This window comes from Streptomyces sp. 3214.6, assembly GCF_900129855.1.
In the GTDB taxonomy this organism is placed as follows: domain Bacteria; phylum Actinomycetota; class Actinomycetes; order Streptomycetales; family Streptomycetaceae; genus Streptomyces; species Streptomyces soliscabiei.
Genome location: NZ_LT670819.1, coordinates 7,000,633 through 7,016,029, shown reverse-complemented (window position 1 = coordinate 7,016,029; position 15,397 = coordinate 7,000,633). Strand labels below are relative to the sequence as shown.

5 protein-coding genes are annotated in these 15,397 nt (G+C 67.1%); 3 read left to right on the top strand and 2 right to left on the bottom strand.

Annotated features, from left to right (window positions below; genetic code table 11):
• Positions 1–764: 764 nt before the first annotated feature.
• On the bottom strand, positions 765–7,091 hold the full coding sequence (locus B5557_RS31685; RefSeq protein WP_231976098.1) for an RHS repeat domain-containing protein: 6,327 nt from the start codon (positions 7,089–7,091) through the stop codon (positions 765–767).
• Positions 7,092–7,448: 357 nt separating this feature from the next.
• Between B5557_RS31685 and B5557_RS43965 the strand changes: the two genes are divergently transcribed.
• The 3 genes from B5557_RS43965 (at position 7,449) to B5557_RS31675 (ending at position 13,100) form a co-directional block, all read left to right on the top strand.
• The gene (locus B5557_RS43965) at positions 7,449–7,739 is read left to right on the top strand and encodes a hypothetical protein (protein WP_143688260.1); all 291 of its coding nucleotides are present in this window, start codon (positions 7,449–7,451) and stop codon (positions 7,737–7,739) included.
• The gene (locus B5557_RS31680) at positions 7,723–11,859 is read left to right on the top strand and encodes an FG-GAP-like repeat-containing protein (protein ID WP_079662653.1); all 4,137 of its coding nucleotides are present in this window, start codon (positions 7,723–7,725) and stop codon (positions 11,857–11,859) included. Before B5557_RS43965 ends, B5557_RS31680 begins: the two co-directional genes overlap by 17 nt.
• 65 nt (positions 11,860–11,924) lie before the next feature.
• Entirely contained in the window at positions 11,925–13,100 is a 1,176-nt protein-coding gene (locus B5557_RS31675) for an acyltransferase family protein (protein ID WP_231976097.1), read from the top strand.
• Positions 13,101–13,267: 167 nt separating this feature from the next.
• Here the strand turns inward: B5557_RS31675 and B5557_RS31670 are convergent, their stop codons facing one another.
• Positions 13,268–15,367: a bifunctional glycosyltransferase 87/phosphatase PAP2 family protein gene (locus tag B5557_RS31670; RefSeq protein ID WP_079665114.1), complete on the bottom strand. Its 2,100-nt coding sequence runs from the start codon at positions 15,365–15,367 to the stop codon at positions 13,268–13,270.
• Positions 15,368–15,397: the final 30 nt, after the last annotated feature.

Below are 15,397 nucleotides of genomic sequence, written 5' to 3'. Positions count from 1 at the left end.
TGTCAGGATACCCCTAGTCCAGAAGGCACCGGTCGAGCCTCCCGAGCTCCACGTTCCCGAGGGCTGCAGAGACGTCGCTGCCAGTGTCGGGCAGCTCGGGATTCCACTGGCGCAAGCAGAGAACAGACTGATGGACCGCACATCGTCGAATCGACTATCCCCGGAAAACGTTGGCAACTCGAAGACCACCGAACGTCAGCGCAGAATAACGATCCCGCTATCGCCGAGCTGCCCCCACAGCACTGTACGATCACCAGATTTCCCTGCCCACAGAGTAGCCGAGCACCCGTCATCAAATTTCAAGAACACCTCGGTTCTTTGCTCGCCTGCACTAGACTCCCAAGTCCCACTTCCACTTTTCTCCCGTACACCATTCGAAGAGCAGCTAAAGTACTCCAATCGAAGAGATGCACTAGAGAACTTTCCCGCAGCTTCTAATCCTATGCTGGAATCACCAGCTTTCCACTCCCGAACAAGCAGACTCTCCTGCACAAATGAAGCTTCGGGAAATCCTCCAGTATCATACGTCCCCGCACACGCGACCCCAAACAAGGAAGAGGCGAGCATCAAAGCCGCTGTCCACGCACCCGTGACAGCGCGCTTTTTGCCGCCACCTCGACCAGGCATCATTCTCTCCAAATACTTAATAGAACCCTACGGGTCGAATGATACGCCTCGAAGAGAGACCCCATCCGACCCGCATCCGGCCACCGCCCTCGATAATCAGCGCGGAGCCGCCTGACCTTCGATGGTCGCGCCTACAATCACTCCCCCATCACCCCGCTTCCGATGACTACCCTGAAAACGATCTTCATGTTATGCAGATGGCCCCGGCCGCTCAATCCGATTGCACCGTCAGCGTCCCACGTCCGCTGCATCCAGCGGTCTACAGGATTACCGTACCCTGTCACAATGTGCGAAAAGGACGAGATCGTCATGTCATTTTCGATCGTGATTCGGGCTTGGATACCGGTGGAATTAGCTCTCAATATCTTAAATTTTGCAGTATGAGATCCCAATACTGCAGTCGATGCTTGAGTGCCAGACGTGACTATCTCTGCCTGGTCTTGCAAGAACTGCACAAACCGCTCCACTTTGGACATTTTGCCTATGGAATAGGGTTCCAGATCACCCTCAGTTTCACCCCTGTGCCACCTCTCGATAATCTGCTTTCGCCGTGCGGCAGTGAGGTCGCTCATCATCGTCTGCTGAGCGATCTTGCTGTCCTCCCCGTAGGTTGTGGTGTAGGGCAGCGAACCGTTGGCCCAGAGAAGACCAGTCTCGAGGTAACTCCGGTCACCGCCCCCTAGAACAGCATCCTCAGGATTGCAGCTGAGCAACACGGGGACTGCGGCACACGTCCGGGCCTTCTGGTACTCAGGAAGCGCCAGCGGGACATACGGAAGGTACGTTGGTTCAGGACCGACGGTGGGTCCGGGAGATGGCCCGCACGGAGCGAGGGGAACAACACCGCACATGGGCCTCCCGCCACCGCCACCGCCACCGCCACCGCCACCATCGTCGCTGCCGCCGCCACCGTCCGACCCCGAGCCGCTAAGGCTGCTGCCCCCCGTCCCGCACTTCTTCCAGCCGCCACTGCACTGCGTCCCGTCGGAGTTCATCTTGATGGTGCCGGTCGGGTCGCTGTAAGAGACCGGGTTGTTGCCGGAGTAGCTGTAGCCGTTGACGGATTGGGGGTCGTTCAGGTCGAGGATGGGGTCGACGCTGATGAAGCGGCCGATCGCGGGGTCGTATTCGCGGGCGCCGAGGTGGGTCAGGCCTGTGTCGGCGTCCTTCGTGCCGCCGATGAAGCCCTTGTCGCCGGCCCACGGGCCGACCTGGGCGCCGCGCGGGGTGCCGAAGATGCCTGTCTTGCGGCGGGTGACAGCCTGGGCGGCGTCCGCGGTGACCTGGGTCGTGGTCGTGCCGTGGTGGTCGGCGAGCAAGAAGGTCAGCTTGCCGCCGGTGCGCATGGCGACCGTCTGGGTGCCGGTGCTGTAGTAGCGGGTGCCCGTGGCCTTGCCGGCCTTGTCGACCTGGAGCTCGTTGCCGCCGGGGAGGTAGAGCGTCGTGCCCGCCGAGTCGGTGCGGGTCAGACGCTGCCCGTCGACGTCGTAGGTGTAGCTGGTGGTCTGGCCGTTGCCGGTCACGGACTTGAGGTGGCCCTCGTCGTCCCAGTCCAGGTCCTGGCCGAGAGTGGTCGTGCTGCCCTGCTTGAACGTGCGGGTCTGGGTGTTGCCCGCCGTGTAGGTGTACGTCTCCGTGTGCGGGTCGGTGCCGGTCTGGGTGACGCCCGGCAGGTTGTGCGTGCCCGCCTCCGGCGCGGCATACGCGCGGACCGTGTCGGCGGCAGGCCCGCCCGCCGTCTTGTGCTGGGTTTCCGTCTTACGGTTGCCGAGCGCGTCGTAGGCGTACGTCGTCCAGTACGGATCCTGGCCTCCGACCACCGCGTCGGAGGGCGCGGCGGCGCACGTGCTGCCCGTGTTCGTCCACGCCTCGGTGATCCGAGCGAGCCCGTCCAGGGCGAAGCACTGGGTGTCCGTGGTGCGGGCCGCGTCCTGACCGTAGTTGGTCGCGATCTGCGTGATGTTCCCGGCCGGGTCGTACGTGTAGTGGTTGTCCTCGATCCGCTGGGGGGCCTTGTCCCGGTCGGTGTAGGCGTCGGTCAGCTTGCCGGTGTGATCGTCGTAGACGCTCGTGGTCCTCATGTGCTGGCCGAACTCGCCGTACTCAAAGACCGTGTTACGGCCGTAGTGGTCGTACTTGGTGTCCGAGATCAGTGGGTCGTTCTCCGCGTACATGGTCCACAGCAGGCCGCCGCCGTCGTAGCTGGTAGTGACGACTTCGGCAGGCAGACCGCCGAGTGCGGGCTGTTCTGCGTCGGTGAGCAGACCGGTGTGCTCCTCATAGAAGTAGGACCACTCGTAGCTGCCGGCGGGCACGCCGAGGCCGGACGGGATCGTCACCTTGGTTCCGGTCGGCTGGTTGTAGGCGTTGTAGCCGGTGGTCTCGGTGACGTAGGCCTTGCCGTCGATGTAGCGGGTGGCCGAGGCGGGCTGTCCCTTGAAGACGGTGTCGTAGGTCCAGGCCGAGAGCGTGGCCGTGTCCTTCTTGACCGCGGTCCGGCGGCCCAGCGCGTCGTAGTCGGTGTGAAGCGTGATGCCCCGGGCGTCGGTGACGTCGGTGACCCGGTCGCCCTGGTCGTACGCGGTGTGTGTCTTGCCCGTGTCCGGGTCGGTGACGTCGGTCTTACGGCCGCGGACGTCGTAGGCGTATGTCCACTTGGCGCCGGAGGCGTCTGTGATCTGGTCGAGGCGACCGAGCTTGTCGTAGCGGTAGCGCATGGACTGCGAAGCCGTGCGGTCGGCGTTCGTGTACTGCTTGACCTCCGCCGTGCGGCCCAGCGCGTCCACCACCGTGGTCGTCGCGACGCCGCCCCTGGGCGGGATCACCGTCGTGGTGTCGCCCGTGTAGCTGGTGACGGTGCGCTTGGTCTCGTCCCCGAACTTCTTGGCGATCACGGTCGTGGGCCGGCCCGCGCCGTCGAAGACGGTCTCGGTGGACGACGGGTACTTGGTGTCCTGGCCGGTCACCAGGACGGCCTCCGGCGCGCCCGTAGCGAAGAAGGTGCCCGAGGTGCGCCAGGCCTCACCGCGCGTGTTGTAGAACGTCTCCGTCACCAGGCGTCCGGCCAGGTCCGGGGAGACCGCCTGCGTCTGACGGTCTCGCAGAAGGCCGTCGTAGAAGGCGTAGCCGGTCTGGTACCTCGAGTTGTGGTCGAGGTGTTTGGCGGTCACGACGGCCGGGCCGTCGGTGCGGATCTGGTAGGCGTAGGAGTAGTTGGGCGCGTTGGGGAACTGGGCTGCTGAGCGGGTCGGCAGCCATACCTTCGTGGTCCGGCCGAGGCCGTCGTAGGCGGTGGACGTGACCAGGCCGTTGGCGTCGGTGGCGTCGGTCGGCTGGCCGCGGAGCGGATCCAGCACGGTCTTGGCGGTGTGGCCGCGCGGGTTCGTCACCGTCGTGGCGGTCGGGTTCTCGCCTGTGGCGGGGGTGTACACCGTGGACGTGACCTGGCCGTACGCGTCCGCCGCTGCCAATCCCCGGCCGTACTGGTCGTAGCAGAGCTGGTTCTTGGCCGTGCCGCAGGTGCTGGGGACGGAGCTGGTGGTCTCGTAACCCGTGCCGGCGCCGTTGATCCGCTCGGTCTTGGTGACCAAGCCCTTGGTGGGGGCGACCCCGAAGGCAGCGCCGTCGTAGGAGGTGCGGACGTCGTCGATGACGTCCTCGGGGCGGTTGACCGTGGAGTTGCAGAGAGCGGCGACGGTCTCGGCGCGGGACACGGTGTTGAGGATCCAGGCCGTGGTGTTGCGAAGGTACGTCGTGGTGGTGCACTTCTCGTCACCGACCGTGGTGGCGCTTCCGGTCTTGTCGGTGTCGCCGTGTTCGGAGACCTGGGTGACCATGCCGTAGTCGTCGAAGCCACGGGTGGTCTTCGTGGTGCGGGTGCCGCCGGTGACAGTGGTGCGGGTCTCTTCCGCCGCGGTGCCTGTGTGGTAGGCCTCCAAGGCCGGCAGGTCCGCCTCGCCTCGGCTCCGGGTGGCGACCACGGCCGAACGCCACGGCGTGTAGGAGGTGGCCGAGACCAGCGCGCCTCCGTCGCCGTTGTACGTCGCGTTCTCGCGGACCGCCCCGGCGAACTGTTCCCGGTCGGTGACGGCGACGCCCGTCGAGTCCTTCACCTCGACGCCGTCGATGCCCCGGAAGTAGCGGCTCTCGGTCAGGGTTCTGGCGTCCGCGCCGGCGCCCTTGCGGGTCTGCACGCGCTCGTAACCGCGGGAGACGGAGTAGGTGCGGTCCTTGGCCTTGGTGAACTCGTCAGTGCTCTTGGCCCACTTGGCGCCGCCGAGGTACGTGTACTCGGTGACGGTGTCGGGAGACTCGACGAGGTTGTCGTCCTCGATGACGCGCTTGACCGGGTAAGTGATGAACCAGTCCTTCTTGGCGTCCTCACCCTCGAAAGGCCACTTGACCTGGTAGCAACGGGTGGTGTTGGTTCCGTCGCCCGGCGGCAGGGTGGTGGCGGTGCAGTCGGGGGCGAGGTAGTCGACGCCGATGGCGCCGCCGGTCTCGGTGCGGATCTTCGACATGCGCAGCCGGACGAACGGGGCCAGGCTGTCGTAGAGCTTGTCGACCCGGTTCGGCTTCTGCACGCCCTCGAACGTGACCGCGGGCAGGGCTACCGCAGCCCCGGACTTACCCGTGTGCTGGATCGACTTCAGCCACATCGGGGTGGAGATGCCATCACCGGAGGCCGGGAAGTTCTGGTCGAGAGTCCAGGTGTCGACGTCCTTGTAGGCGCCGCCGGTCAGGATCTTGGTGGTGATGGAGGTCAGGCGCTTCTGGGACCAGAACGTCGGGGAGTACTTGTCCTTGCACTCGGTGGAGCCGTCCTTGCAGTACCGGTCGTAGGGGACGTCCGGCCAGTTGGCGGCGTTGGCGTCGTCGAAGGTGCAGTTCGTCAGGCAACGGGAGGTCACGCCGAACTGGACCTGCCCCGCGGCCTTGCCCGAGTACACCTTGTCGTCGCGCAGGCCGTAGTCGATGCGCTCCAGCCAGCCGCCGCGCACGTAGGGGGTGACGGTGGCCTTGCCGGTGGTCTCGGAGACGTTGCGGCCGTAGTTGTTGGACTCCTTGGACCAGTAGTAGGCCATCGCGTTGCCACGCGGGTCGACGACGTAGTCCAGCTGCCAACGCCAGGCCTGCTGGCACCAGGCGGAGGCGAAGGAGGCGTTGTAGCAGGGCTCGCCCGAGTGGTTGCCGAAGACCGGCGCCGTCCAGGTCGAGTTGGTCACCGGGTCGTCGGCGGCGGTGCCGTTGTCGCTCCAGCCCGGGAGCTTGTTGCGGCCGAAGAAGTACTGGGTGCCGTCGGCCGTGGTGACCTTCCAGTACTCGCCCTTGCCGTCGACGCCGTCCGTGCCGTCGTCGCCGTTCGCGGCGCCGGTGAGCTTCTCGATCTTCTCACCGTCGTCCGAGACCGCGTGCCAGCCTTCGTCCTTGTCGTTGACGAGGTCGATGGTCTTGCCGCCCAGGGACATGACGGCGTTGTCGTTGTACCAGCACTGGTCGCCGACCTTCGTGGTGTTGGTGGCGCCGGCCTTGGCCTTGTCGTCCTCGCATGACTTGTAGCGGCGCTCGACATAGCCGGGCTGCCAGTCCCAGCCGTCGCCGATCCAGGAGGGCTGGTTGTTGGAGGCCGAGGTGCGGCCGTCGACGGCCTTGGAGTCGTAGCCCAGCGACACGTTGGGCTTCAGGCCGCCCGGTACGGCCGGTGTGTCGATCGGGTACGACCAGGAGAAACCGCCGGTCGAACCGCCCGCCGTCCAGGAGCCGGAGGCCTGCAAGGAGGTCGCCTTGTAGTCACCGCTGGCGCCTGACGCCTTGGCGGTGGCCGCCAACACCGTCGCCGCGGACAGGCCCGCCGACTTGGTGGCCGTAGACGTACTCGTGGACGTTCTCGAGGCCGCGGGCAGCGTGGCGTTCGCGGTCAAAGTGCCGGTCTTGGTGTTGTTCGTCGTGGGCAGGGGCTTGCCGACGCGACAGGCAGGCTTGTCCGGGGTGGTCAGCGCGCAGGCGGGCAGCTGCACCAGGCGCAGGCGGGACGCCCAGTCGCCGCCGTAGGCGCCCCTGAAGGAGTTGTAGTCCACCTGCACCGAGGCGGTGCCCGCGGCAGTGTTGCCGTCCGCGCGGGCCAAGGAGAACAGCAGGCCGTCAACGCCGGCCCTGCGGGCGGTCTTCTGGTCGGTGAGCGTGACGGTCGCCTTGGTGGGTGTCGTGGCAGCAGTCCGCTGCTTGACGAGAGGAGCCGTCAGGGCGAGAGGAAGCGAACCCGCCTTTTTCGCACCGGACTTGGCGGCCACGGAGTTCAACTGCACTGTGGCCGAGCCAGGTTCGGGCCAGGCGACCTTCGGCGTCTTCCAGGGGCGCACGTCGTCAGGCCGATGGTCCGTGCCGCCGACAGCCATCGGCTTCACCGCCACGGTCGGCGGCTGCTTCGGCTCGGGAACGCTGGCTCCCTTACCGGACGATGTCACTGCCACGCTGTTCGCAGGAAGCATTCCCAGTATGAGGGCAGCAGAAATAAGGCCGCCCCATCTACGCGCGCCGTACCGGCTCACGCCCCACCCCTCGTGAAGGTAAACAAAGCCCCCAGAAGGTAACAGGAAGATCGGCCGCGCGAAATAGGTTTCCCGCCTTGATGTGCACCGAAACAACTAGAAATCACGACCACCTGACGTCACATTTGAGCTAGATGTGAGTTTTCTATGAATCGGTAAAGTTGCAGTTCAGGCCACTGAAGCAGGTTTTGGCCATGGCAGCGGTTTGCCCACCTTCACATCGAATACGCACGTTCTCCATGTTTTCCTGTTGCTGCCGGACCGTGCAGCCGTGTGAAATACCCGCACGCGCCGCCGATAGAGTTGCGCGAAATCAGGGCGCAGGGATTGGGGATTGAAGTCGTGTCCAGAGAACACGAGGGTGGGGCACTTTTCCGAAGGCGTAGATTCCGCTTGCCGGCCGGAATCCTGACCGCCGGTATTCTGGTGGCGATACTGCCTGCCAATTCGTCCGCAGCTGCACCGGCGCTGACCTCCAAGGCGCTTACCGCAGCGTCCGACCCGGTCGCCGACGGTTCGATGACCGAGGAGGACAAGGCCCTCGCCGATGCGCAGGCCGAGTGACACGTGGGCCAAGCCGGACGGTTCGGTGTCGGTGCAGCAGTACGGCAGTGCCGTGCGGGTATGGCGGAACGGGGCATGGGTCGGGACCGACCCAACTCTGGTGTTCGCCTCCGACGGTTCCGTGGTGCCCAAGGCTGCCGCGGTCTCGGTCCGGTTCTCGGGCGGTGGCACCGGTCCCATGCTCACCGGGAACCGTGACGGCCGCACACTGTCGCTGACCTGGCCCAAGGCGTTGCCCAAGCCCACGCTGTCAGGGAACGTCGCCACCTATGCGGAGGTCCTACCCGGCGTCGACCTGCAGCTGAAGGCGGAGGTCGAGGGGTTCTCCCAGCTGCTGGTGGTCAAGAACGCCGAGGCCGCGAAGAACCCGGAGCTGGCCCAACTCCAGTTCATTATCGGCACGGTGGGCCTCGGAGTGTCCAAGGACAGCGAGACCGGGGCCCTGGAGGCGACCGACCCGGCGGGTCAGACGGTGTTCACCAGCCCCACCCCGATGATGTGGGACTCAAGCCGGCCCACCACCGCCCAGGCCAAGCAGCTGATCTCCTCATTCAGCGCGACCGCGTCCACCACCCAGGCCGCCTTCGACCCCGGAGCCGGGACCAAGGACGCGGCCATGGCTACGGCCGTGAGCGGCGACACACTGACGATCACCCCGGAGCAGGGGCTGCTGACCGGTGCCGGGACCACTTACCCCGTCTACATCGACCCCACCTGGTCCAGCAACGTCCGTACCCACTGGACGAGGGTCTACCAGGCCTACCCCAACACGTCGTTCTGGGATGCCAAGGAGGTGGTACGCGTCGGCTACGAGGCCGAGACCGGCGGCCGCGACCGCATATCGCGCTCCTTCTTCCAGATGGACACCAGCGCCGCTCAAGGGGCGCAGGTCAAGTCCGCGACCTTCCGGATCCGCAACACCTGGTCCTGGTCCTGCCAGGCCCGCGAGGTCCAGTTGTTCGAGGTCGGTGGCATCTCCGACAAGACCACGTGGAAGAACCAGCCCGGCAAGGTCGGCTCGGCGCCGCTGGACACCGTCAACGCCGCCAAGGGCTGGAGCAGTGACTGCCCGGCCGGCAACCTGGAGTTCAACGCCACCAGCGTCGTCCGCAAGGCAGCTGCCAACGACGCCGCCAACGTCACCCTGGGCATGTACGCCGCCAACGAGGCCGACACCTTCGGCTGGAAGAAGTTCGACCCCAAGACCGCAGTCCTGGAGATCGTCTACAACAACCCGCCCAAGACCCCGACCGAACTGGGCACCTACCCGAGTACCAGTTGCGCCGCGGGCGGCACCATCGGCAACACGTCGGTCAGCCTGCACGCGAAAGTCGACGACCCCGACCCCGGAAACCTGACCGCCGAGTTCCAGCTCTTCGCGGCCGGTTCAACCACCCCTGTCTACCAAAGCAGCGTCCCGGCGGTGCGCGGACGCGTCCCCACGGTCGTACTGCCTGCGGACAAGACCCCGAGCGGGACGTACACCTGGAAGGTCCGGGCCAAGGACTCGGACGGCGCGTTGTCGCCGTACAGCAAGACCTGCACGTTCACTATCGACCGCGTCCGTCCCAGCAAACCGCCCGTCATCACCTCCCAGGACAACAAGTACCCCTCAGGAGACCAGGGCTGGCCGGAGCTGACCGGTCCGGCCCGTGCCACCGCACGCTTCCAGCTCGCCCCCAACGGCGTGACGGACGTGAAGGCCTACTTCTGGTGGACGGACACCAAGCCTGATCTCGAGGACGTACCGCCGGACGCCGCCTGGGCGCAGTTCACGGTTCCTTCCTACGGTCCGCACCTGGTGTACGCATACAGTGTGGACTCGGCCGGCAACCGCTCCGACACCGCCGTCTACCTGTACTACGCCACGCGCGCCACGGACCGCGACGAGCCCGGTGACCTGAACGGAGACAAGTTCAAGGACATCTGGAGCACCGACGCGAACGGCACTCTCCTCACCCACGCCGGCCAGGAGGGCGGCCACTTCTACGCCGCCACCAACGCGGGCGGCACCTTCCCCGGCCGACAGGTCGGTCTCTCCGGCGACTGGGGTCAAGACGGCTACAACGACCTCGTCTCCCTTGAGTACGAGGAGAGCGACCAGAGGAACACGCTGCGCGTCTACCCCAACAACGGCCAGGGAAGCATCGACCGGAAGCTACCGCAGAAGCTGAAGGTGATCTCAGGCAGCGACGATCACTGGTATAACGCCGAGCAGGTCACCGCTGGCGGTGATCTCAACGGCGACGGCCGCCCCGACATCCTGGTCAGGCAGAGCGGAAACCTCTGGGTTTACTACGGCAGCCGCAACGGGCGCCTCGACCAGGTGGAACTCCACCCACCCCTCGCCGGCGGAGCCGACTGGAGCAAGTACACCGTGGTCGCCCCCGGTGACCTGAATGCCGACGCCGTCCCCGATCTGATCCTCCGCGAGGACGCCACCGGCAAGGTCTTCCGCTCCTACGGAACGAAGAATCCCGACACCGGCAAGCTCAACCTCGCCTCCTGGGGAGCCTCACTCACCCAAATCGCCACCGGCTTCAAAAAAGCCGACTACCCCACCCTCGGCACCTCCGGTGACCTCACCGGTGACGGCGTCCTCGACCTCTGGACCCGTAAGGCCGACAACACGATGACCGGCTGGCCCGGCAAGGCCACCAACGGTCAGCTCACGGGCCTCAGCACCGCGTTCAACATCGACGGCATCACCGGCGGCGCCCGCATCGCGGCCGGCACCCAGCTCACCTCCGGGCAGTCCGTCACGTCCAACTCCGCCACCCTCACCATGAAGAGCGACGGCAACCTCACGGTCACGTCCAAGGCGGGGACCGTCATCTGGTCGTCCAAGACCTCGGGCAACCCGAACGCCACCGCCCGCGTCGAGGCGGACGGAAACCTCGCTGTCTACAGCTCCGACGGTAAGAACCCGCTCTGGAGTACGGGGCTGACCGCCATGAACACCCCCAACCTCACCGGCGAGGGCTACGTCCTGCTCCAGGACAAGGGCAACCTGGTCGTCTACAACGCCAAGAGCCAGGCCCTGTGGTCCAACGGCTCGGGGGTGCGTCACGACTACAACGGCGACGGCCGCAGCGACCTGGCCTGGTGGAACGACTTCGACGCCGGCACCGACGCCGCCTACAGCCTGCTGGCCAACTCCGACGGCACCTTCAAGGAACCGCTGAAGTCCTACGCCGCCGCGGCCGGCCTGTACGAGGCCAGGTACATGAAGTTCGTGACCGGCGACTTCAACGGCGACGGGCGCGGCGACATCGCGGCCCTGCACCCGCAGAGCGACACCAGCATCAAGATGCTGACGTTCCTCGGGCAGGCCAACGGCGGCTTCGCCGCACCGTTCTCCTCCTGGAACGTCGGGAAGAACGTCATGCACGCCACCTACATGACCCCGGAGGCCGGTGACTTCAACGGCGACGGCCGGGACGACGTCGCGATCTGGTACGCCTATCCCGACGGCACCACCAAGCTGTTCACCCTCACGGCCAACGTCCGCGGCGGTTTCAACAACCACTTCGAGTCCTGGTCGGCACCCTCCGGCACCTGGCTGCGCAGCCGCTGCAAGTTCACCACCGGCGACTTCAACGCGGACGGCCGCGACGACATCGCCGTCTTCTACGGCCAGGACGACGACACGATCCGCACGTACACCTTCCTCGCCAACGTCACGGGAGGCTTCGAGAAGCCGACGTCCTGGTGGTACACGTCTTCCCTCGACTGGGACCAGGCCACCCCGCACGCGGGTGACTTCAGCGGCGACGGCCGCGACGACATCATGATCTGGTACGACTACGCCGACGGCAGCGACAAGGTCTCCACCATGTTCGCCGAGTCCCTCAAGGGCAACCAGTTCGGCTCGGCCAAGGTCACCCTTGACGGAAAGAAGAGCTGGGACATCAACGCGACGCAGCTCGCCACCGGCGACTTCAACGGTGACGGATACGACGATCTGGCCGCCCTGCGCAAGCAGGACTCCAGCATCCAGACCTGGACCTGGAACTGGTCTGCCGCGGACTCGACCTTCAAGGGCGGCCTCGCCGGCTGGACCGCTCCCACCAGCACCTATCCCTACGAACCCATGAAGCTCGTCACCCCCTACAACTGACGTCAACACAGCAACGCAGGGCGGGGCATGCGGTACCTCCGTGTGCCCCGTACGCTCTCCACTCGATGACCTCGATGACCTCGATGACCTCCATACCCGCCCCCGGCCGCGACCGGCTGCCTTCCCTGACCGGGCTGCGTTTCTGGGCGGCGCTGCTTGTCGTGCTGTATCACCTGTCGCGGCAGGTGGGGACCGTGCCGGGGGTCAGTGACGCCGTCTGGTACGGGCGTAGTGGGGTCACGTTCTTCTTCGTGTTGTCGGGCGCCGTTCTCGCCTGGACCTACGACGGCGCCGGCGTCCCCGCCCGGGTGTTCCTGTGGCGGCGGTTCGCCCGTATCTGGCCGATGCTTGCCGTCAGCGTCGTGGGGTCCGTCGCTGTGTGGGGCGTCATGGATCGTGCCGTGTCGCTCAAGGCCGTCGTCGCGACGTTGCTGCTGGTGCATGCGTGGTTTCCGCAGCCGGTCATTTTCACCGGCGGCAATCCGGCTGCCTGGTCACTCAGCGATGAGGCGTTTTTCTACCTGAGCTTTCCTGTACTGCTGGCCCTGCTCGCCGGGCGGCGGGCCAGGGTCTGGGGCTGGACGGCCGTCGCGGTCAGCTGTGCCGGCCTCCTGCTGTGGCCCGCGCTGTCCGGGCTGTCGCCCACCGACCGGACCTGGGCACTCGACTATCTGCCGCTGACCCGGTTCCTGCAGTTCGTGCTCGGGGTGGTCGCCGGGCTCGCGCTGAAGCGCGGGTGGCGGCCTCCGGTGTCGCTGCCAGTGGCCATCGGGCTCGTCGTCGGCTGGCATCTCGTCCTGATTCCTTGGTCGAACCGGGTGCCGGACGCCCTCTGGTACAGCCCTTACTCCGCCTCGCAGTTGCTCTCCGCGCCCCTTTTCGCGGCCCTGATCTGCGCCGCCGCCCGCGCCGACCTGGACGGCAGGCGGACCGGGCTGGGCGGGGCCTGGATGATCAGGCTGGGCCACTGGTCGTTCGCCTGGTATCTCATCCATGAGGTGGTGATCCGCGCGGCCGTCTTCAAGTGGGGCAAGCCCGGCCCTGGCAGTGGCGAGACGCTCTTGTTCTGGGCGGGGGTGCTGGTCGTCAGCCTCACCCTCGCGGCGCTGGCGTATCAGTGGGTGGAGCGTCCTGCGGAGCGGTGGCTGCGAGGCCGGGTGGGCCGTCCGTCGGCCGTTCACGCGGCCAGTAACGCGCAACCGTCAGCGCGACGGCCGCGATCAGACTCCCCACGGCGATGAGTGCCAGACAGGCCTTTCACCAATCACCAGTCACCAGTCACCAGTCGACAGGTCTTCTCCGGATCCAGGCCGCCGGAGAACGCTCCCCAAAGCCAGATGAAGGGGAGCCCGGCGCGGGGCAGCACCGAGAGCAGAAACTCGAACAACGGCCGTCGCCGCCTGCCCCGTCAACCGCTCGGGGTGCGTTGCTTCTCTTCCGGCAGTAGTTCGGCGCTCGCCTTCGCCTCCGTAGCGCCCTTCGCGCCCTTCGCCGCTCCCGTCGCCGCTGCCGTCGCCGTCGCCAGCCGCGCTCTCGGGCCCATCAGCAAGTACGACAGGCCGAAGCCGCCGCCCACCACCGCCGCGCCGCCGACCGCGTCCAGGACCCAGTGGTTGCCGGTGGCCACGATCGCCGAGACCGTGAAGAAGGGGTGGAGCAGGCCCAGTGCCTTCATCCACCACTTGGGGGCGACGATCGCGATGACCAGGCCGCACCACAGGGACCAGCCGAAGTGCAGGGACGGCATCGCCGCGTACTGGTTGGTGAGGGCCGTCAGCGTGCCGTACTCCGGCTTGGAGAAGTCCTGGACGCCGTGGACGGTGTCGATGACGCCCAGGTTCGGCATCAGGCGGGGCGGGGCCAGCGGGTAGAGCCAGAAGCCGAGGAGGGCCAGCAGGGTCGCGAAGCCGAGCGACGAGCGGGCCCAGCGGTAGTCGACCGGGCGGCGCCAGTACAGGACGGCGAGGACCGACAGCGGCACCACGAAGTGGAAGGATTCGTAGTAGAAGTCGAAGAAGTCACGCAGCCAACCGACCTTGACCACCGCGTGGTTGGCCCAGTGCTCGATGTCGATGTGCAAGAAGCGCTCGATGTCGAGGATCTGCTGGCCGTGGGCCTCCGCGCGGGCCCGCCCGCCGGAGTTCGTGCCGCCCGTCGCCGCCAGCCGGACCTGCTGGTACGCCGCGTACGTCACCCGGATGAGCAGGAGTTCCAGGAGCAGGTTCGGGCGGGTCAGGACGCGCCTCATGAACGGCAGCAGCGGCACGTGCTGCCAGCGCGTCGGGATCGGGGCCGCGTGCTCCGTGGGGATCGGGGTCCGGTAGTGCGGGGAGGTGCGTGGGAGGAAGGGGACGACCGTGGCGGCGGCGAGCGCGGCCAGCAGGACAGCGTTGTCGCGCAGGGGGTACAGGGTCGCCATGTTCGGCAGCAGCATCTTCGCCGGGAGGGTCATCACGAGGATGACCGCCACCGGCCAGACATAGCGGTCGGAGGCGCGCTTGCCGGCCCTGCCGACCACCGCCAGCAGCACCCACAGGAGCTGGTGCTGCCAGGACGCCGGGGAGACGACGATCGCCGCGCAGCCGGTCAGGGCCACCGCCAGCAGCAGCTGTCCGTCGCGGGCGTAGCGGACGGCGCGGCGGATGCCGAGGACGGCCACGGCCGCGCCCAGCGACAGGAACAGGCCGATCTCCAGCGGGCCGGTGACGCCGAGGCGCAGCAGCGCTCCGTGCAGGGACTGGTTGGCCAGCGCGTCCGCCTCACCGCCGAGGCCGACGCCCGCCATGTGGTGCACCCAGTAGGTGTACGAGTCGTGCGGCATCGCCGCCCAGGCGAGCGCCGTGACTGCGGCGAAGGCGGCGCCGGTGGCGGCCGCGGCGCGGCGGCGGCCGGTGAACCAGAGCAGGGCGGCGAAGAGCAGGAGCGTGGGCTGGAGGGCCGCGGCCACGCCGATCAGGGCGCCGGCCGCCCGCCAGTCCCGGGCGACGAAACAGCCGAGGAGGACGAGGAGGACGGGGAGGATGCTGGTCTGGCCGAGCCAGAGCGCGTTGCGCACCGGCAGCGACAGCATCAGCAGGCTGCTGGCGACCGGCGCCGCCAGCAGGGACGTCCGTCTGTTGACCGGCTGGGGCAGGGCGCGGGCGGCGACCAGACCGAGGGCGGCGACGAGCAGCAGGGTGCTGAAGGTCCAGCCCCACCCGAGGGCCTGTTCGGCCGCCCGGGTCAGGGGCTTGAGGACGAGTCCGCCGAAGGGGGTGCCCGTGAAGCGTGTGGAGTCGTAGAGCGAGCCGTTGACGTGCAGCACACCGTTGGGTCCGACCCAGGTCTCCAGGTCCGTCAGTCTCTCTCCGCGTGGGGTGCCGAGGACGACGGCCACCTGGCGTACGGCGAGGACCGCCGCCACCAGCCAGAGGCCGAGGCGGGCCGCGCGCAGCCGCGCTCTCGTCGTGTCGACCGCCGTCGACCCGAAGGCCTCCGCCGGCCGCCCGCTGTGCTCCGCATTCGCCACGACCGGTCGGCCTCCGCCCCGTTCGTCCCA